The organism is Streptomyces sp. NPDC037054, assembly GCF_055606745.1.
In genome coordinates, this window is sequence record NZ_JBVJSJ010000015.1 from 56,452 (window position 1) to 75,047 (window position 18,596).

The window sequence follows — 18,596 nt, forward strand, 5'->3', positions numbered from 1 at the left end:
GATGACCGAGGAGACGCTCACCGAGAGCCTGCCGCCCGTCCGGCACTGGCCGGCGCTCGACCTGCCGGGCACCGACTTCGACCCGGTGCTGCGGGAGCTGATGGCCGAGGGCCCGGTCACCCGCATCGAACTGCCCAACGGCGAGGGCTGGGCCTGGCTGGTGACCCGGCACGACGACGTGCGCCTGGTGACCAACGACCCGCGGTTCGGCCGGGAGGCCGTCATGGACCGGCAGGTCACCCGGCTCGCGCCGCACTTCATTCCGGCGCGCGGCGCGGTCGGCTTCCTCGACCCGCCGGACCACACCCGGCTGCGCCGCACGGTCGCCGCCGCGTTCACGGCGCGGGGTGTCGAGCGGGTGCGGGAGAAGTCCCGGCGGACGCTGGAGGAACTGGTCGACGCGATGCTGTCGCAGGGCCCGCCCGCCGACCTCACCGCGGCCGTGCTGGCCCCCTTCCCCATCGCCGTGATCTGCGAGCTGATGGGCGTGCCGGCCGCCGACCGGGAGGCCATGCACACCTGGACGCAGCTGATCCTGTCGTCCGCGCACGGCGCCGACGTCAGCGAGCGGGCCAAGCGGGAGATGGGCGCGTACTTCGCCGATCTGATCGGACTGCGGGAAGGCGGCGGTGCGGACGTCGCCTCGCTGCTGGGCGCCGCCGTGGGGCGCGGCGAGGTCACCCTCGACGAGGCGGTGGGGCTCGCGGTGCTGCTGCAGATCGGCGGCGAGGCGGTCACCAACAACAGCGGCCAGATGTTCCACGTGCTGCTGACGCGTCCGGAGCTGGCCGAACGGCTGCGCCGCGAGCCGGAGATCCGGCCGCGGGCCGTGGACGAGCTGCTGCGCTGGATCCCGCACCGCAACGCGGTCGGCCTGTCGCGGATCGCCCTGGAGGACGTGGAGATCAGGGGCGCGCGGATCCGGGCGGGCGACGCGGTGTACGTGTCGTACCTGGCGGCGAACCGCGACCCGGAGGTCTTCGCGGACCCGGACGCGCTCGACTTCTCGCGCAGCCCGAACCCGCACGTGTCCTTCGGTTTCGGCCCGCACTACTGCCCGGGCGCGATGCTGGCGCGGCTGGAGTCCGAGCTGCTGGTCGGCACGCTCCTCGACCGGGTGCCGGGACTGCGGCTCGCGGTGGCGCCCGAGGACGTGCCGTTCAGGAAGGGCGCGCTGATCCGCGGCCCCGAGGCACTGCCGGTGACGTGGTGAGGGCGGGATGACGGAGACGGAGGGGCTGCTGGTGCCGCCGGGCCGGGGCCGGGTCGTGGCGGCGCCGGCGCAGCACGTGACGTTCAAGGTGACCGGCTCGCACTCGCGGTCGGCGTCCACCTTCGAGGTGGTGGTGCCGCCGGGCTTCGACGTGGGCGCCCATGTGCACGCGCGCAGCGAGGAGTTGTTCTACGTCCTGGAGGGCGAGCTGGACGTGCTGGCCTTCGAGCCGCGCGTGCGCACGCCCGACAACTGGCGGCACTGGGAGTCGGTGTCGGGCCGTCGCGTGGTGCGGGCGACCCCCGGCACGGTGGTCGTCGTGCCGCCGGGCTGCCCGCACGCGTTCGCGAACCCGACGGGGAAGCCCGCGAAGATGTTCTTCCAGGCGTCCCCGCCCCCGGACCACGAGCGCTACTTCGAGGAGTTGCTCGAGATCCTGGGGGACGGGGGTCCGCCGGACCAGGAGGCCGTCGAGGCCCTGCGGACGCGGTACGACATCGAGCAGCTGACGCCGCTGCGGCATCGTTGAGCCGGGTCCGCCCCGGGCCGTGCCGGGACTACCGGATCGGCATGCCGGCCAGGGTGCGGGCGATGACCAGGCGCTGGATCTCGCTCGTGCCCTCGAAGATGGTGTAGATGGCGGAGTCGCGGTGCATGCGCTCCACCGGGTACTCGCGGGTGTAGCCGTTGCCGCCGAGGATCTGCACGGCCTGGGCGGTGACCTTCTTCGCGGTCTCGCTGGCGAACAGCTTGGACATCGAGCCCTCGGCCGCCGTGAACGGCTTGCCGTTGACGGCCATCCAGGAGGCCCGCCACACCAGCAGGCGCGCGGCGTCGATGGAGGTCCGCATGTCGGCGAGCTGGAAGGCGACGCCCTGGTTGTCGATGATGGGCCGGCCGAACTGCTCGCGCGTCCTGGCGTAGTCGAGGGCGACCTCGTACGCGGCGCGTGCGGTGCCGACGGCCATCGCGCCGACGGCCGGGCGGGACGCCTCGAAGGTGGCCATGGCGGCGTTCTTCACGCGTTCGCCGCCCTGCTTGGCCTTCTCGCGGGCGCGGGCGAGCCGCTCGTCCAGCTTCTCCTTGCCGCCGAGCAGGCACGAGCCGGGCACGCGCACGTTGTCCAGGATGACCTCGGCGGTGTGCGAGGCGCGGATGCCGTGCTTCTTGAACTTCTGGCCCTGCGACAGGCCGGGCGTGTTCGGCGGGACGATGAAGGAGGCGTGGCCCTTGGAGCCCAGCTCGGGCTCGACGGACGCGACGACCACGTGGACGTTGGCGATGCCGCCGTTGGTCGCCCAGGTCTTGGTGCCGTTGAGGACCCACTCGTCCTCGGCCTCGTCGTACACGGCACGCGTGCGCATGGCGGCCACGTCGGAGCCGGCGTCGGGTTCGGAGGAGCAGAACGCGGCGACCTTCACGTCACTCGCGTCGCCGTACATCTGGGGGATCCAGGTGCCGATCTGCTCGTCGGTGCCGTTGGCGAGGACGCCGACGGCGGCGAGGCCGGTGCCGACGATGGACAGGGCGATGCCGGCGTCGCCCCAGAACAGCTCCTCCATCGCCATCGGGATGCCGAGGCCGGTGGGGTCGAAGTACTGCTGGGCGTAGAAGTCGAGGGAGTAGATGCCGACCTTGGCGGCCTCCTGGATGACGGGCCAGGGGGTCTCCTCGCGCTCGTCCCACTCGGCGGCCGCGGGGCGGATCACGTCGGCGGCGAAGCCATGGAGCCAGTCCCGGACTTCCTTCTGTTCGTCGTTGAGCTCCATGGTGAACTCGGCCATGTCCCCTCCAGCGGCGCACGTGCGTGTTACTTACGGTAACACCGAGTCTGTTACCCACGGGTAGGAAAAGTCAACTCCCGACCCCCGCTCGGCTGCCCGTTCGATCTCCCGGGCCGGTTGAGTGTTAGTTTGCGCAGGCGTCACCGAATCAGCACGGGTGGGGAGAGCACATGAACACCACGCAGCGGACCGAGCAGCAGCGGTCCGCCGACCGCAGACGGCGCGAGCTGCTGGAAGCCGCCGACCGAGTGGTGCTGCGCGACGGCCCGCAGGCATCGATGAACGCCATCGCCGCGGAGGCCGGCATCACCAAGCCGATCCTCTACCGCCACTTCGGCGACAAGGGCGGACTCTACGCGGCCCTCGCCAAACGCCACACGGACGCGCTCCTCGACTCGCTGCGCGCGGCACTGGACGCCCCGGCGGAGCGGCGCAAGCGCGTGGAGGCCACCCTCGACACCTACCTCGCGGCGATCGAGGCCCGTCCCCAGGTCTACCGCTTCCTGATGCATCCGGCGGAGGGCAGCCAGGCGGGCGAGCCCGGTTTCGACCTCGGCAGGAACTCGGCGCCGGTGCTGCGGCGGATGGGCGAGGAACTGGCCCAGGTCATCGAGGAACGCCTCGATCTCGGTCCCGGCAGCCAGCAGCTGGCACGGGTGTGGGGACACGGCATCGTCGGCATGATGCACGCCGCCGGGGACTGGTGGCTGGGCGAACGGCCCTGCTCCCGGGCCGAGTTGGTGACCTGCCTGGCCGACCTGCTGTGGGGCCGGCTGGCCTCGGCCGGCGACCGGACCGGGGGCCCCGGCTTCTGACGGTTCCGCCGGTTCACCGGGACCAGGACGCCCGGGCCGCCTGCCTCAGCAGGCGCCGTCTGCGCCACCCCGTGAGGTGGTCGGCGTAGATCCGGCCGTCCAGGTGGTCCGTCTCGTGCTGGAGGCAGCGGGCGAAGAAGCCCGTACCGTGCACGGTGACCGGTTCGCCCGTCACCGTCAGGCCCTCGACCACCGCGTGGTCGTGGCGCTCGGTGCCCGCCTCCAGGCCCGGCAGGGACAGGCAGCCCTCCGGGCCGCGCAGCACCAGGCCGTCCGCCTCGACCAGCCGGGGGTTCACGACATGACCGACGTGACGTACGTCATCGTCGTCCGGGCAGTCGTACACGAACACGCGCAGCGGCTCGCCGACCTGGTTCGCGGCGAGGCCGACGCCCTGCGCCGCGTACATGGTCGCGAACAAGTCCTCGACGAGGCGGGCGAGTTCGGGGCCGAAGTCGGTGACGTCCGCGCACGGCGCGTGCAGCACCGGGTCGCCGAGCAGGGTGAGCGGCCGGACGCGCCCGCGGGCGCCCGGGATGGAGGCGTGTGGCATGGCGGCAAGGGTACGGTCCGCACCCGAATGCCCCCGGCCTCGCCTCCCCCGCGGACGCCCGCGCGGTGCCATGATTCGGGAGTGCGAATGGATCTCGATAGGCTGAGCTCCACCACCACGTTGCCGTCAGGCCACAGGCGCGGCGCGTACGCAAGGAGGATCGAGAACTGATGGCAGGCAACTCGGACCCGCTCACGCCGCGGGCCAAGCTGGCCGTGACCGCGGGCAAGGCGGTCGCAGCGGCGTCACGCGCCGCGGGACGCGGCAGCGGTTCGGTGATCGGCGGCCGTGTGGCCCTCAAGCTCGACCCCGACCTCCTCGCCCGGCTCGCCCAGAACCTGGACGTCGTCCTGGTCTCGGCGACCAACGGCAAGACCACCACCACCCGGCTCATCGCCGAGGCCCTGCGCGCGGCGGGCCCGGTCGTCTCCAACGCGCTCGGCGCGAACATGCCCGCGGGCATCACCTCGGCGCTCGCCGGCAACTCCGACGCCCGGTACGGCGTCATCGAGGTCGACGAGAAGTACCTGGCGGGCGTCGCCCGGGACACCGACCCGAAGTGCATCGCCCTGCTGAACCTCTCCCGCGACCAGCTCGACCGCGCCGCCGAGACCCGCATGCTCGCCGAGAACTGGCGCGAGGGACTGGCCGGTTCGAAGGCCGTCGTCGTCGCCAACTGCGACGACCCGCTCGTGGTGTGGGCCGCGTCCTCCTCCCCCAACGTGATCTGGGTCGCCGCCGGGCAGATGTGGAAGGACGACGCCTGGTCCTGCCCGTCCTGCGGCGGTGTGATGCAGCGCCCCGGCGACGACTGGTTCTGCGGCGAGTGCGGTTTCCGCCGGCCCACCCCGACCTGGGCGCTGTCCGGCGACCACGTCCTCGACCCGCACGGCTCGGCCTGGCCGATCCACCTCCAGCTGCCGGGCCGCGCCAACAAGGCCAACGCCACGTCCTCGGCCGCCGTCGCCGCCGTCTTCGGGGTGCCGCCGCAGGTCGCCCTGGAGCGCATGTACCAGGTGCAGGCGGTCGCCGGCCGCTACGACGTCGTCCAGTTCCAGGGCCGCGACCTGAGGCTGCTGCTCGCGAAGAACCCGGCCGGCTGGCTGGAGACCTTCTCCCTGATCGACCCGCCGCCCACCCCGGTGGTCCTGTCGGTCAACGCGCGCTCCGCCGACGGCACCGACACCTCCTGGCTGTGGGACGTCGACTACACCCGTCTGACGGGACACCCGATCTTCGTGATCGGCGACCGGAAACTGGACCTCGCGGTGCGCCTGGAGGTCGCGAACCAGCACTTCCAGGTGTGCGAGGACCTCGACCAGGCGGTGCAGATGTCCCCGCCGGGCCGGATCGAGGTCATCGCCAACTACACCGCCTTCCAGGACCTGCGCCGCCGCGTCGGCAACTGAGCGCCCCCACAGGACGCCAAGGCCCCGGAAGACCCTGAGGACCCAGAGGACACTGACTTCATGAGCGACAACAGCCTGCGGCTCGTCTGGATCTACCCGGACCTGCTCAGCACCTACGGCGACCAGGGCAACGCCCTCGTCGTGGAGCGCCGGGCCCGGCAGCGCGGACTCGACGTGGCCCGCCTCGACGTGCGCAGCGACCAGCCCATCCCGACGTCCGGCGACATCTACCTGATCGGCGGCGGCGAGGACCGGCCGCAGCGGCTCGCGGCCGAGCGGCTGCGCCGGGACGGCGGTCTGTACCGGGCGGTGGAGAACGGCGCGATCGTCTTCTCCGTGTGCGCCGGCTACCAGATCCTCGGCCACGAGTTCATCAACGACCTCGGGCAGCGCGAACCCGGCCTCGGCCTCCTCGACGTGGTCTCCACACGCGGCGAGGGCGCCCGCTGCGTCGGTGACGTCCTCGGCGACATCGACCCGCGTCTCGGCCTGCCCCCGCTGACCGGCTTCGAGAACCACCAGGGCGTCACCCACCTCGGCCCGTCGGCCCGCCCGCTCGCGCGGGTGCGGTTCGGCAACGGCAACGGCACGGGCGACGGCACGGAGGGCGCGTACAACGACACGGTCTTCGGCACGTACATGCACGGCCCGGTGCTGGCCCGCAACCCGCTGATCGCGGACCTGCTGCTGAAGCTGGCGCTCGACGTGAACGCGCTGCCGCCGGTCGACGACACCTGGTACGAGGCGCTGCGCAACGAGCGCATCGCCGCGGCCCAGCAGTCCGCCTGAGCCCCGCGCACACCGCCCGTGCAGGCCCCGGACACCGGCCCGTCTGACGCCCCTTCCGCACAGGTGAGCGGGGCCGTCCAGCAGGCGGACGCACGCTTCGGCCCCGCCCCCCGATGCCGCTAGGGTGGCGGGGATTCGAGCCGGACAACGTGGTCCGGATCCGGCCCACGTCGAGAAGGTAATTCGGGCTATGCGCATTGGTGTCCTCACGTCCGGCGGCGACTGCCCCGGCCTGAACGCCGTCATCCGGTCCGTCGTGCACCGTGCCGTCGTCGACCACGGCGACGAGGTCATCGGCTTCCGGGACGGCTGGAAAGGCCTCCTGGAGTGCGACTACCTCAAGCTCGACCTCGACGCCGTGGGCGGCATCCTGGCCCGCGGCGGCACGATCCTCGGCTCCTCCCGGGTGCGCCCCGAGCACCTGCGGGACGGCGTGGAGCGCGCCAAGGGGTACGTGGACGAGCTCGGCCTCGACGCGATCATCCCGATCGGCGGCGAGGGCACGCTGAAGGCGGCACGGCTGCTCTCCGACAGCGGCCTGCCCATCGTCGGCGTGCCGAAGACCATCGACAACGACATCGCGGGCACGGACGTGACCTTCGGCTTCGACACGGCGGTCACCGTCGCGACCGAGGCCCTGGACCGGCTGAAGACCACCGCCGAGTCCCACCAGCGCGTGCTGATCGTGGAGGTCATGGGCCGCCACACCGGCTGGATCGCGCTGCACTCCGGCATGGCGGCCGGCGCGCACGCCGTGGTCGTTCCGGAACGTCCCTTCGACATCGACGAGTTGACCGCCAAGGTCGGTGAGCGGTTCTCGGCGGGCAAGCGGTTCGCGATCGTGGTGGCCGCGGAGGGCGCCAAGCCGAAGGCCGGCACCATGGCCTTCGACGAGGGCGGCAAGGACATCTACGGCCACGAGCGGTTCGCCGGGATAGCGCGGCAGCTCTCCATCGAGCTGGAGGGGCGCCTCGGCAAGGAGGCCCGGCCGGTGATCCTCGGCCACGTGCAGCGGGGCGGCACGCCGACGGCGTACGACCGGGTGCTGGCGACGCGGTTCGGATGGCACGCGGTGGAGGCGGTGCACCGTGGTGAGTTCGGGCGGATGACGGCCCTGCGCGGGACGGAGATCGTGATGGTGCCGTTGGCGGAGGCCGTGGAGACGCTGAAGACGGTGCCCGTCGATCGGTACGCCGAGGCGGAGTGCGTGCTGTAGGAGGGCGCTCGTACTGCCCCCGGTGACGTTCCGCGCCGAGGGCAGTCCTACCCTGGTTCGGACACACCCCCACGAATCAGGAGCCGGCGGATGGAGCACAGCGGGCACGGCATGGTCATGGATCTGCCGCCGTTCACGCTGGGGCGCGGACTTCAGTGGTCGGCGGACCCGTTCTTCCTGGTCGCCTGTCTGCTGGGGCTGGCGCTGTACGGCTGGGGCGTCGTCCGGCTGACGCGGCGCGGCGACAAGTGGCCGGTCGGGCGGAGCGTGGCGTACGTCGCCGGTGTGCTGTCCGTCGCCCTGGTGATGTGCACCGGGCTGAACGACTACGGCATGGTCATGTTCAGCGTGCACATGGTGCAGCACATGGTCATCAGCATGCTGTCGCCGATCCTGATCCTCCTCGGCGCCCCGATCACGCTGGCGCTGCGGGCACTGCCGCCCGCCGCCCGCGGTCGCAAGGGGCCGCGCGAGGTGCTGCTGATGCTGCTGCACAGCCGCTACATGAAGATCGTCACGCACCCGGTGTTCACGATCCCGCTGTTCATCGCGAGCCTGTACGCCCTGTACTTCACGCCGCTGTTCGATTTCCTGATGGGCTCGAAGACGGGCCACGTGGCGATGATGGTGCACTTCCTCGCCGTCGGCCTGGTCTTCTTCTGGCCGATCATGGGCGTGGACCCGGGTCCGAACCGGCCGGGTCACCTGATGCGGATGCTGGAGCTGTTCGCCGGGATGCCCTTCCACGCGTTCTTCGGCATCGCCCTGATGATGGCCTCGACGCCCATGGTGGAGACGTTCCGGGACCCGCCGGCCTCGCTGGGCATCGACGCGCTGTCCGACCAGAACGCGGCGGGCGGCATCGCCTGGGCGTTCAGTGAGATCCCGTCCGTGCTGGTGCTCATCGCCCTGATGTTCCAGTGGTACGCCTCCGACCAGCGGCAGGCGCGGCGCAAGGACCGCGCCGCGGACCGCGACGGGGACCAGGAGCTGGAGGCGTACAACGCCTATCTGGCCTCGCTGAATGCCCGGGGCAACTGACGCAGTTGTCCCGCCTTTCCGGCGGAACCGGGGCACCATGGAGGGATCGGACCTTCAGGAGGGTGTGGCGATGCCCGGTTCACGTTCCACGGACGGTTCCACGAGGACGATGGGGATGCTCACGATCGGCGGCCTCGTGATGGTGACCGCCTACACGGTGGCTCTCGGCAGCAACGGATGGCTGTGGTTCGGCTGGGTGGTCCTCGGGCTGCTCACCCTCGGCATGATCCTCAGCGACAGGTGAGGCTCACGGGGCGAGCCGACCCGCCGAGTGGACGCCCGGCTGGTACTTCGGCAGGCGGATCGTGATCTTCATGCCCGCTCCGACCGCGGTCTCGATGACGAGGCCGTGGTCGTCGCCGTAGACCTGCCGGAGCCGGTCGTCGACGTTGGACAGGCCGATCCCGCCGGACGGGCTGATCTCCCCGGCGAGGATGCGGCGCAGCAGGCCGGGGTCCATTCCGGCGCCGTCGTCCTCGATGACGACGAGGGCCTCGGCGCCCGCGTCCTGCGCGGTGATCTGGATGTGGCACTTGCCCGAGGGCACGGCCTTGCCCTCCAGACCGTGCTTGACGGCGTTCTCCACCAGCGGCTGCAGACACAGGAACGGCAGCGTGACCGGCAGCACCTCCGGCGCGATCTGGAGGGTGACGGCGAGGCGGTCGCCGAAGCGTGCCCGCACCAGCGCCAGGTAGTGGTCGATGGCGTGCAGTTCGTCGGCGAGGGTGGTGAAGTCGCCGTGCCTGCGGAACGAGTAGCGGGTGAAGTCGGCGAACTCCAGCAGCAGCTCGCGGGCGCGCTCGGGGTCGGTGCGCACGAAGGACGCGATGACCGCGAGCGAGTTGAAGATGAAGTGCGGGGAGATCTGGGCGCGCAGTGCCTTGATCTCGGCCTCGATGAGGCGGGTGCGGGACTGGTCGAGGTCGGCCAGTTCGAGCTGCACGGACACCCAGCGGGCGACCTCCCCGGCGGCGCGGACGAGGACGGCGGACTCGCGGGGCGCGCAGGCGACGAGGGCGCCGTGCACCCGGTCGTCCACGGTGAGCGGCGCGACCACCGCCCAGCGCACCGAGCAGTCGGGGGTGTCGCAGGTCAGCGGGAAGGCCTCGCCCCGGCCGGTCTCCAGGGGGCCGGCGAGCCGCTCCATGATCTCGGAGCGGTGGTGGGCGCCGGCCCCGTCCCAGACCAGGACCTCTTCGAGGTCGGTCAGGCACAGCGCGTCCGTGCCGAGCAGTGAGCGCAGCTTCCGGGCCGCCTTGCGGGCCGTCTCCTCCGTCAGTCCGGCGCGCAGCGGGGGCGCGGCGAGGGAGGCGGTGTGCAGGGTCTGGAACGTGGCGTGCTCGACGGGGCCGCCGAGCCCGGCGAGGCTCGGCGGGCGTGCGGTGCGCCGGCCCAGCCAGAATCCGGCGGCCAGCAGCGGCAGCACGGCCACGCACAGGCCGGCCAGGAATCCGCTCACGGCGACACCTCCGTCCGCAGTTCCTCGGGCAGGTGGAACCGCGCGAGGATCGATTCCGTGCCGGTCGGGACCCGGCCGGGGGTGGCGAGTGACACCAGCACCATGGTGAGGAAGCCGAGCGGCACCGACCACAGCGCCGGCCAGGCCAGCAGGGCGTGCAGGGTGCCGCCGCCGGGCAGCCCGGCCATGGTCGCGGCGACGGCGAGGAGCGCGGATCCGCCGCCCACCAGCATTCCGGCGGCGGCGCCGGGCGGGGTGAGGCGGCGCCACCAGATGCCGAGCACGAGGAGCGGGCAGAACGACGAGGCGGACACGGCGAAGGCGAGTCCGACGGCGTCGGCGACGGGCAGCCCGCCGACGATGACGCTCGCGGCGAGCGGCACGGCCATGGCGAGGACCGTGCCCAGCCGGAAGTGGCGGACGTGGAAGTGCCGCACGCCCCAGGAGGGCAGGACGTCCTGGGTGAGGACGCCGGCGACGGCCATGGTCAGCCCGGAGGCGGTGGACAGGAACGCGGCGAAGGCGCCGCCGGCCACCAGGGCGCCGAGCAGGTCGCCGCCGAGTCCGCCGATCACCCGGTCGGGCAGCAGCAGGACGGCGGCGTCGGCGTCGCCGGTGAGGGTCAGCTCGGGCGCGTAGAGGCGGCCGAGGGCGCCGTAGAGGGGCGGAAGCAGGTAGAACGCGCCGATCAGACCGAGGACGGCGACGGTGGTGCGGCGGGCGGCGACGCCGTGCGGGCTGGTGTAGAAGCGGACGACGACGTGCGGCAGGCCCATGGTGCCGAGGAACGTGGCGAGGATCAGCCCGTACGTGGCGTACAGGGGGCGTTCGGTGCGGCTCTCGGCGCGTGACGGGGACAGGGCGTCGTCGGCGCCGCGGCGGGTCTCGGGGACGGTGGCGCCCTTGGCGAAGGTCAGCCGGGTGCCGCCGTCGATGCTGTGGGTGCCGGCGGGGAGGCGGACGCGGGTGCCGTCGTGGGTGCGGCCGTCGACGGTTCCGGTCACGGTGACGGTGAGCGGCGCGTCGAGCCTCATCTCCAGGCTGTCCTCGACGCGGACGACGCGCTGTTCGCGGAGGGTCGCCGGTTCGTCGAAGGCGTTGCGGGGGGCGCCGTCGGCCTGCCAGGCGAGGACGAGGAAGAGGGCGGGGACCAGCAGGGCGGTGAGCTTGAGCCAGTACTGGAAAGCCTGCACGAAGGTGATGCTGCGCATGCCGCCGGCGGCGACCGTGGCGGTGACGACGGCGGCGACGATCACCCCGCCGAGCGAGTCGGGCGCCCCGGTCAGCACCGCCAGGGTCAGTCCGGCGCCCTGGAGCTGCGGCAGCAGGTAGAGCCAGCCGACGCCGACGACGAAGGCGCCGGCGAGCCGCCGCACGGCCTGGGAGGCGAGCCGCGCCTCCGCGAAGTCGGGCAGCGTGTAGGCGCCGGAGCGGCGCAGCGGGGCGGCGACGAACAGCAGCAGCAGGAGGTATCCGGCGGTGTATCCGACCGGGTACCAGAGCATGTCGGGGCCCTGGACGAGGACGAGTCCGGCGATGCCGAGGAAGGAGGCGGCGGAGAGGTACTCGCCGCTGATGGCGGCGGCGTTGAGGCGGGGGCCGACGGTGCGGGAGGCGACGTAGAAGTCGGAGGTGGTGCGGGAGATGCGCAGGCCGAAGGCGCCGACGAGGACGGTGGCGACGACGACGAGGGCGACGGCGGGGACGGCGTAGCTGGAGTTCATGGCGGTCGCGGGCTCAGCGGTCCTCGACCAGGCGGACGAGGTCGCGTTCGTTGCGTTCGGCGCGCCGCACGTACCAGCGGGCGAGCAGGACCAGGGGCGCGTACAGGCCGAAGCCGAGGACGGCCCATTCCAGGCGGCGCGCGTCGGGGGTCGCGGCGAACACCAGCGGCAGGGGTCCGACGAGCAGCATGAGCACGGCGAGCACGCCGAGGGCGGCGCGCAGCTGGGTGCGCATCAGGGAGCGCACGTAGGTGTGGCCGAGGGTGGTCTGCTCGTCGATCTCGGTGCGCGGCCGGTAGTAGCCGGAGGTGCGGCGGGCGCGGCGGGGCGGGCCGGTGACGACGACGCGGCGTTCGGTGGGGTCCTGGGGCATGGCGCGTTTCCCTAGCCGGTGGTGCGGCGCATCAGCAGGTCGCGCAGTTCCCGCGCGTGCCGTCGGCTGACCTGGAGTTCCTCGGAACCGACGACGACGCTGACGGAGCCGGCGTCGAGGCGGAGTTCGCCGATGTGGCGCAGGGCGACGAGATGGCGGCGGTGGATGCGGACGAAGCCGCGTGAGCGCCAGCGCTCCTCCAGGGTGGACAGCGGGATGCGCACGAGGTGGCTGCCCTTGTCGGTGTAGAGCCTGGCGTAGTCGCCCTGCGCCTCGACGTGGGTGATCTCGTCGACGGGGACGAAGCGGGTGACGCCGCCGAGTTCGACGGGCATGTGGTCGGGGTCGGGCTCGTGGACGGGGATGCGCGGGGCGGCGCCGCGCTGTTCGGCGGCGCGGCGCACGGCTTCGGCGAGGCGTTCCTTGCGGACCGGTTTCAGGACGTAGTCGACGGCCTTGAGGTCGAAGGCCTGCACGGCGAAGTCCTCGTGGGCGGTGACGAACACGACGAGCGGGGGCTGGGCGAAGCCGCTCAGGAGGCGGGCCAGGTCGAGGCCGTCGAGGCCGGGCATCTGGATGTCGAGGAAGACGACGTCGATGGCCTCGGGGCCGTCGGGCCCGGACTCCAGGGCGCGGTTGATGCGGCGCAGCGCCTCGGTGGCGTCGCCGGCGCCCTCCGCGCTGTCGACGCGGGGATCGGCGTTGAGCAGGTAGAGCAGTTCCTCCAGCGAGGGGCGTTCGTCGTCGACAGCGAGGGCGCGCAGCATGAACGTGGAGTGTAGGTGTTATCCGGACGTCTGGACACGGTCCGGCATGGGCGTTTTCGCTGGATACGGCGTCCGGGGCGATGCTGGATACAGTGCGGCCATGAACAGTGGGCCCACGCCGTTCGACGAACTGGACCGGAAGATCATCACCGCGCTGATGGCGAACGCCAGGACGAGCTTCGCCGAGATCGGCGCCTCGGTGGGGCTGTCGTCGACGGCGGTGAAGCGCCGGGTGGACCGGCTGCGCGAGACGGGTGTGATCACCGGGTTCACGGCGACGGTGGAGCCGTCGGCGCTGGGCTGGCGCACGGAGGCGTACGTCGAGGTGTACTGCGAGGGCGCGGCGCCGCCGCGGCGGCTGGCGGAGGTGGTGCGCAACCATCCGGAGATCACCGCGGCGATGACGGTGACGGGCGGCGCGGACGCGTTGCTGCACGTGCGGGCGCGGGACGTGGAGCACTTCGAGGAGGTGCTGGAGCGGATCCGTGCGGAGCCGTTCATCCGCAAGACGATCAGCGTGATGGTGCTGTCCCATCTGATCCCGGACAGTCCGGAGGCGGGTGCCAGCCATCCGGCGCCGGACGAGTCGTCAGGTGACGCAGCGAACGTGCGTTGACCGCAAGAATTTCGCAGCGATCCTGCGTGGACGCGCAGCTTTTCTTGCTTGTCGCCCATCGGGCTCAGTTTCTACCGTGGTGTCAACCCTGACTCGACACCCAGGAAGCGGAGGAACCCCTCTGTGACCGATTCCCGTGTGCCGCGCCGGCGGCGCTACCTGGTCTGCGAACCCAGACACTTCGCCGTGCAGTACGCGATCAACCCCTGGATGCATCCCGACGCCCCCGTCGACGTGGGCCGCGCCCAGGCCCAGTGGCGGACGCTGACCGACGTCTACCGCGACCACGGACACAGCGTGGAGACCGTGGCGCCCGTCCCCGGTCTCCCCGACATGGTCTTCGCCGCGAACGCCGCGGTCGTCGTCGGCGGCCGTGTCTTCGGCTCCCTCTTCCACGCGCCCGAGCGCCGCCCCGAGTCCGTGCCGTACGAGGCGTGGTTCAAGGCGGCGGGCTTCGACGTCTACCACCCCGAATCCGTGTGCGAGGGCGAGGGCGACCTCGTCCCGGTCGGCCGGTGGATCCTGGCCGGCACCGGCTTCCGCACCACCCGTGAGGCGCATCGCGAGGTGCAGGAGTTCTTCGGCGTCCCGGTGACCGGCCTGACGCTGGTGGACCCGTACTTCTACCACCTCGACACCGCGCTGTTCGTCCTCGACGACGGAGCGGACGGCGGGGACGGGAACATCGTGTACTACCCGGAGGCGTTCTCGCCCGGCAGCCGCGAGGTGCTGGAGCGGCTCTATCCGGACGCGGTGCTCGCCACCCGCGAGGACGCGATGGCGTTCGGCCTCAACTCCGTCTCCGACGGGCGTCACGTCTTCATCTCACCGGGGGCGACCGCCCTCATCGCCGAGCTCGCCGAGCGCGGCTACGTTCCGGTCCCCGTCGACCTGTCCGAGTTCCAGAAGGCAGGCGGCGGCATCAAGTGCTGCACCCAGGAGATCCGCTCATGACCGCTCCCGTCCGTTCGCGTTCGTCCGACGACCTGATCCGGGCCGAGGAGCCGGTCCTGGCGCACAACTACCACCCGCTGCCCGTGGTGGTGGCCAGCGCCGAGGGCGCCTGGGTGCGGGACGTCGAGGGCCGCCGGTACCTGGACATGCTGGCCGGTTACTCGGCGCTCAACTTCGGGCACGGCAACCCGGCGCTGGTCGAGGCCGCGCACCGCCAGCTCGACCGGCTGACGCTCACCTCGCGTGCCTTCCACAACGACCGGCTGGCCGAGTTCGCCGAGCGGCTCACGGCGCTGACCGGCACCGAGATGGTGCTGCCCATGAACACCGGCGCCGAGGCCGTGGAGAGTGCCGTCAAGGTGGCCCGCAAGTGGGCCTACGAGGTCAAGGGCGTCCCCGCCGACCGGGCGACGATCGTGGTCGCGGCGGACAACTTCCACGGCCGGACGACGACGATCGTCAGCTTCTCCACGGACGAGACGGCGCGGGCGGGCTTCGGGCCGTTCACGCCGGGCTTCCGGATCGTGCCGTACAACGACCTGGCCGCGCTGGAGGCGGCGATCGACGAGACGACGGCGGCCGTGCTGATCGAGCCCATCCAGGGCGAGGCGGGCGTGCTGATCCCGGACGACGGCTATCTGGCCGGGGTGCGCGAGGTCACGCGCCGGGCGGGCTGCCTGTTCATCGCGGACGAGATCCAGTCGGGCCTCGGCCGCACGGGGCGCACGCTGGCCGTCGAGCACGAGTCGGTGGTCCCGGACGTGGTGCTGCTCGGCAAGGCGCTGGGCGGCGGCATCGTGCCGGTGTCGGCGGTGGTCGGGCGCCGGGACGTGCTCGGGGTGCTGCGGCCGGGCGAGCACGGCTCGACGTTCGGCGGCAACCCGCTGGCCGCGGCCGTGGGCACGGCGGTGGTGGCCCTGCTGGAGACCGGCGAGTTCCAGCGCCGGGCCGACGAGCTGGGCGTGCTGCTGCGCGACGGGCTGTCCGGCCTGGTCGGCAAGGGCGTCATCGGCTTCCGCTCGCGGGGCCTGTGGGCGGGCGTCGACGTCGACCCGGCCATCGGCACGGGCCGCGAGGTCAGCGAGCGCCTGATGCGGGAGGGGATCCTGGTCAAGGACACCCACGGCTCCACCATCCGCCTGGCGCCGCCGCTGACCATCACGGCGGAGGACCTGGAGGGCGCCCTGGGAACGCTCGGCAAGGTCCTGTCCCAGGGCTGACACCGGCGCCCCGCGCACGCGGGCCGGGGCCCGGAGTGGTGAACGCGACCGCTCCCGGGCCCCGGCCCGCCGTCGTTCCCGGGGGCCCGGGTCCCCGGGCCTCCTCCCCCGACCTGCCCCGTCCAGCCCGGCCCGCCGTGGCGGTATGGGTCAAGATGGGGACAAGTGGTGGTAGACCACTCTCCGCGACAGAGAGGTCGGCCGTGGGCGCAGACGAGGAGCGCGAGGTGGCCCGGCAGCGGTTCGACGTGGCCGATGCCGCGCCCCTGATGCTCGACGCCCGGGGCGTGGTCACGAGCTGGACCAGGAACGCCGAGGCGCTGCTGGCGTACTCCGCCTCCGAGGCGGTCGGAACCGAGCTGGCCGCCCTGCTGACCGAGGCGGACGCCCGCCGGGTGCCGGGCCTCCTGGAGCACTGCCGCAGGGACGGCGGCTGGGCCGGACTGCTCACCGCGCGCCGCGGTGACGGCCGGCCGGTCAGGGTCATGGCCCGGATCACCTCGGCCCTGGGCGACAGCGGCCGCCCGTGCTGGCTGGTGCTGATGTCGGAGCTGGCGGACGCCCCCGGCTGGGACATGAGCCGCACGATGCTGGAGCAGATGGTCGCGGGCTCCCCGGTGGGGATCGCGATCGTCGACGCGGACCTGCGCTTCGTGTGGTCCAACGCCGCCCTGGAGCAGTTCGGGGGCGGCCCGGCCCACAGCCGCCTCGGGCAGCGCCTCGCCGACATCCAGCCGGGCGTGGACTCCGAGGCGATCGAGACGCAGATGCGGCACGTGCTGACCACCGGCGAGCCGCTCGTCGGCTACGAACACATCGGCCGCGTCCGGTCCACCCCGCACCGCGAGACGGCGCACATGATGTCGTTCATCCGCCTGGAGGACGACGAGGGCCACCCGATGGGCGTGTACTACACGGTCGTCGACGTCACCGAACGCCATCGCGCCCGGCACCGGCTCGCCCTCCTCGACCGCGCCGGCCGGCACATCGGCCGCAGCCTGGACATCACCCGGACCGCGCAGGAACTGGCCGACGTGGCCGTGCCGGAGCTCGCCGACTTCGTCGCCGTGGACCTGCTGGACCCGGTGCTGCGCGGCGCCGAACTCGCGTCGGCGCCGGTCGCGGCCACCGACGCCGTCCGGCTGCGGCGCGCGGGTCAGCAGCAGTCGGCGGACGGCGACGGCCCCTGGGCGCTCGTGGGGTCGGGCGGGCCGGCGTCCTACCCGGCGGGATCGCCGCCGGTGCGCTGCCTGGCCACGGGACTGTCCTGGCGCCGGGAGCGGCTCGACCCGCTCGCCCACGGCTGGACCACGCACGCGCCGCCCGGCCGGGGCACGCCCCCGGAGCCGGGCCCGCTCAGCGTGATGCTGGTGCCGCTGCGGGCCCGCGGCACGACCCTCGGCGTCACCACGTTCTTCCGGCGCCGCGGCCAGGAGCCCTTCGACGAGGACGACCTGCAACTGGCCGAGGACCTCGTCTCGCGCGCCGCCGTCTGCGTCGACAACGCCCGCCGCTACAGCCGCGAGCGGGACGCCGCCCTCGTCCTCCAGCGCAGCCTGCTCCCGCACCGGCTGCCCGAGCAGGACGGCGTCGAGGTGGCCGCCTGCTACCGCCCGGCCGACGAGCTGACCGGACTCGGCGGCGACTGGTACGACCTGGTCCCGCTGTCCGGCGCGCGGGTCGCCCTCGTCGTGGGCGAGGTGCCCGGTCACGGCATCGGGGCCGCCGCCGCGATGGGCCGGCTGCGGACCGCCGTGCGGACGCTCGCCGCGCTGGACCTGCCGCCCGAGGAGGTCCTCGCCCACCTGGACGACCTGGTGGCCCGGTCGGCGCACGAGGAGGGCATCGAGATGTACTCCGCGGGCGGCGACAGCACGATGGCCATCGGCTCCGGGTGCGTGTACGTGGTCTACGACCCCGTCGAGGGCCGGTGTGCCATGGCCGCCGCCGGGCATCCCTCGCCGGTGGTCGTCGCGCCCGACGGCGCGGTCACGCTGGTCGAGCTGCCGCAGGGGCCGCCGCTCGGCGCGGGCGGGCCGCCGTTCGAGTCGGTCGAGGTGCCGCTGGAGGAGGGCAGCACGCTCGTCCTGTACACCGACGGGCTGCTGGCGCGCGGCGGCGCCTGGTCGGTGGACGCCGACCGGAACCGGCTGCGCGAGGCCCTGGAGCGGGCGGACACACCGCTCGACCTGTGCTGCCGCTCGCTGGTCGACGCGCTCGTGCCGGCCCGCCCGCACGACGACGTGGCGCTGCTGATGGCCCGTACCAGACGGCTCGGCGACGGGCAGGTCGCGGCGTGGGACCTGTCGGCGGACCCGGCGGTCGTGGCGGAGGCGCGCCGCAGGGCGGCCCGGCAGCTGGCGGTGTGGGGCCTGGAGGAACTGGCGTTCACGACCGAACTGGTCGTCAGCGAGCTGGTCACCAACGCGATCCGCTACTCCGAGGGCCCCATCCGGCTGCGGCTGATCCGGGAACGCGCCCTGATCTGCGAGGTGTTCGACGGCGGCGCCACCGCGCCCCATCTGCGGCATCCGCGGACCACCGACGAGGGCGGGCGCGGGCTGCTGCTGGTCTCGCAGGTCAGCCAGCGGTGGGGCACCCGCTTCGTGCCGGACGGGAAGATCATCTGGGCGGAGCAGCCGCTGACGGGCCCGCTGCCCTGA

Annotated in this window: 18 protein-coding genes; 12 read left to right on the forward strand and 6 right to left on the reverse strand. The window is 72.7% G+C overall.

The features are described 5' to 3' along the window. Position 1 precedes the first annotated feature (1 nt). Together ACZ7D7_RS29600 and ACZ7D7_RS29605 are read left to right on the forward strand one after the other, a co-directional pair. Positions 2-1,213 (forward strand): cytochrome P450, encoded by a 1,212-nt coding sequence (locus ACZ7D7_RS29600; protein ID WP_470828270.1) that lies wholly within the window; start codon positions 2-4, stop codon positions 1,211-1,213. Positions 1,214-1,220: 7 nt separating this feature from the next. Then, positions 1,221-1,742, forward strand: coding sequence for a cupin domain-containing protein (locus tag ACZ7D7_RS29605; RefSeq protein ID WP_470828271.1), 522 nt, complete (start codon positions 1,221-1,223; stop codon positions 1,740-1,742). A 28-nt stretch (positions 1,743-1,770) separates the two neighbouring features. Here the strand turns inward: ACZ7D7_RS29605 and ACZ7D7_RS29610 are convergent, their stop codons facing one another. After that, complete coding sequence (locus ACZ7D7_RS29610; RefSeq protein WP_470828272.1) at positions 1,771-2,997, reverse strand: acyl-CoA dehydrogenase family protein; 1,227 nt, start codon at positions 2,995-2,997, stop codon at positions 1,771-1,773. A gap of 170 nt (positions 2,998-3,167) precedes the next feature. Between ACZ7D7_RS29610 and ACZ7D7_RS29615 the strand changes: the two genes are divergently transcribed. Further along, the gene (locus tag ACZ7D7_RS29615) at positions 3,168-3,812 is read left to right on the forward strand and encodes a TetR/AcrR family transcriptional regulator (RefSeq protein WP_470828273.1); all 645 of its coding nucleotides are present in this window, start codon (positions 3,168-3,170) and stop codon (positions 3,810-3,812) included. Between the two features lie 13 nt (positions 3,813-3,825). Here ACZ7D7_RS29615 and def read toward each other — a convergent pair whose 3' ends face one another. Further along, a complete protein-coding gene (gene def / locus ACZ7D7_RS29620; protein WP_470828275.1) occupies positions 3,826-4,365 on the reverse strand; it encodes a peptide deformylase in 540 nt (179 codons plus the stop codon). Between the two features lie 170 nt (positions 4,366-4,535). Here def and ACZ7D7_RS29625 point away from each other — a divergent pair, with 170 nt between their 5' ends. The 5 genes from ACZ7D7_RS29625 to ACZ7D7_RS29645 all read left to right on the forward strand — a co-directional run bounded on the left by ACZ7D7_RS29625 (position 4,536) and on the right by ACZ7D7_RS29645 (position 9,064). Next, positions 4,536-5,774 carry a DUF1727 domain-containing protein gene (locus tag ACZ7D7_RS29625; protein ID WP_470828276.1) on the forward strand — a complete coding sequence of 413 codons (1,239 nt, stop codon included), beginning with the start codon at positions 4,536-4,538 and terminating at the stop codon, positions 5,772-5,774. A gap of 60 nt (positions 5,775-5,834) precedes the next feature. Beyond that, complete coding sequence (locus tag ACZ7D7_RS29630) at positions 5,835-6,563, forward strand: type 1 glutamine amidotransferase (RefSeq protein ID WP_470828277.1); 729 nt, start codon at positions 5,835-5,837, stop codon at positions 6,561-6,563. A gap of 190 nt (positions 6,564-6,753) precedes the next feature. After that, positions 6,754-7,779, forward strand: coding sequence for a 6-phosphofructokinase (locus ACZ7D7_RS29635; RefSeq protein WP_470828279.1), 1,026 nt, complete (start codon positions 6,754-6,756; stop codon positions 7,777-7,779). Positions 7,780-7,869: 90 nt separating this feature from the next. Then, positions 7,870-8,820, forward strand: a complete 951-nt coding sequence (locus tag ACZ7D7_RS29640; protein ID WP_470828280.1) for a cytochrome c oxidase assembly protein — start codon at positions 7,870-7,872, stop codon at positions 8,818-8,820. 70 nt (positions 8,821-8,890) lie between these two features. Beyond that, entirely contained in the window at positions 8,891-9,064 is a 174-nt protein-coding gene (locus ACZ7D7_RS29645; RefSeq protein WP_470828282.1) for a hypothetical protein, read from the forward strand. 3 nt (positions 9,065-9,067) lie between these two features. Here ACZ7D7_RS29645 and ACZ7D7_RS29650 read toward each other — a convergent pair whose 3' ends face one another. Genes ACZ7D7_RS29650 through ACZ7D7_RS29665 form a run of 4 tightly spaced genes read right to left on the reverse strand, consistent with a single transcriptional unit; the run spans position 9,068 to position 13,143 of the window. Next, positions 9,068-10,279, reverse strand: a complete 1,212-nt coding sequence (locus ACZ7D7_RS29650; protein WP_470828283.1) for a sensor histidine kinase — start codon at positions 10,277-10,279, stop codon at positions 9,068-9,070. Then, positions 10,276-12,003 carry a sodium/solute symporter gene (locus ACZ7D7_RS29655; RefSeq protein WP_470828284.1) on the reverse strand — a complete coding sequence of 576 codons (1,728 nt, stop codon included), beginning with the start codon at positions 12,001-12,003 and terminating at the stop codon, positions 10,276-10,278. The genes ACZ7D7_RS29650 and ACZ7D7_RS29655 overlap by 4 nt, the downstream gene beginning before the upstream one ends. Positions 12,004-12,016: 13 nt before the next feature. After that, positions 12,017-12,376 (reverse strand): hypothetical protein, encoded by a 360-nt coding sequence (locus ACZ7D7_RS29660; protein ID WP_470828286.1) that lies wholly within the window; start codon positions 12,374-12,376, stop codon positions 12,017-12,019. 11 nt (positions 12,377-12,387) lie between these two features. Next, entirely contained in the window at positions 12,388-13,143 is a 756-nt protein-coding gene (locus ACZ7D7_RS29665) for a LytR/AlgR family response regulator transcription factor (RefSeq protein WP_470828288.1), read from the reverse strand. Positions 13,144-13,243: 100 nt separating this feature from the next. Between ACZ7D7_RS29665 and ACZ7D7_RS29670 the strand changes: the two genes are divergently transcribed. The 4 genes from ACZ7D7_RS29670 (at position 13,244) to ACZ7D7_RS29685 (ending at position 18,596) form a co-directional block, all read left to right on the forward strand. Then, entirely contained in the window at positions 13,244-13,759 is a 516-nt protein-coding gene (locus ACZ7D7_RS29670; RefSeq protein WP_470828290.1) for an Lrp/AsnC family transcriptional regulator, read from the forward strand. A 123-nt stretch (positions 13,760-13,882) separates the two neighbouring features. Beyond that, positions 13,883-14,713, forward strand: coding sequence for a dimethylargininase (ddaH, locus tag ACZ7D7_RS29675; protein ID WP_470828291.1), 831 nt, complete (start codon positions 13,883-13,885; stop codon positions 14,711-14,713). Then, positions 14,710-15,933, forward strand: coding sequence for an ornithine--oxo-acid transaminase (rocD, locus tag ACZ7D7_RS29680; protein ID WP_470828293.1), 1,224 nt, complete (start codon positions 14,710-14,712; stop codon positions 15,931-15,933). Before ddaH ends, rocD begins: the two co-directional genes overlap by 4 nt. Before the next feature lie 203 nt (positions 15,934-16,136). Next, the gene (locus ACZ7D7_RS29685; RefSeq protein ID WP_470828294.1) at positions 16,137-18,596 is read left to right on the forward strand and encodes a SpoIIE family protein phosphatase; all 2,460 of its coding nucleotides are present in this window, start codon (positions 16,137-16,139) and stop codon (positions 18,594-18,596) included.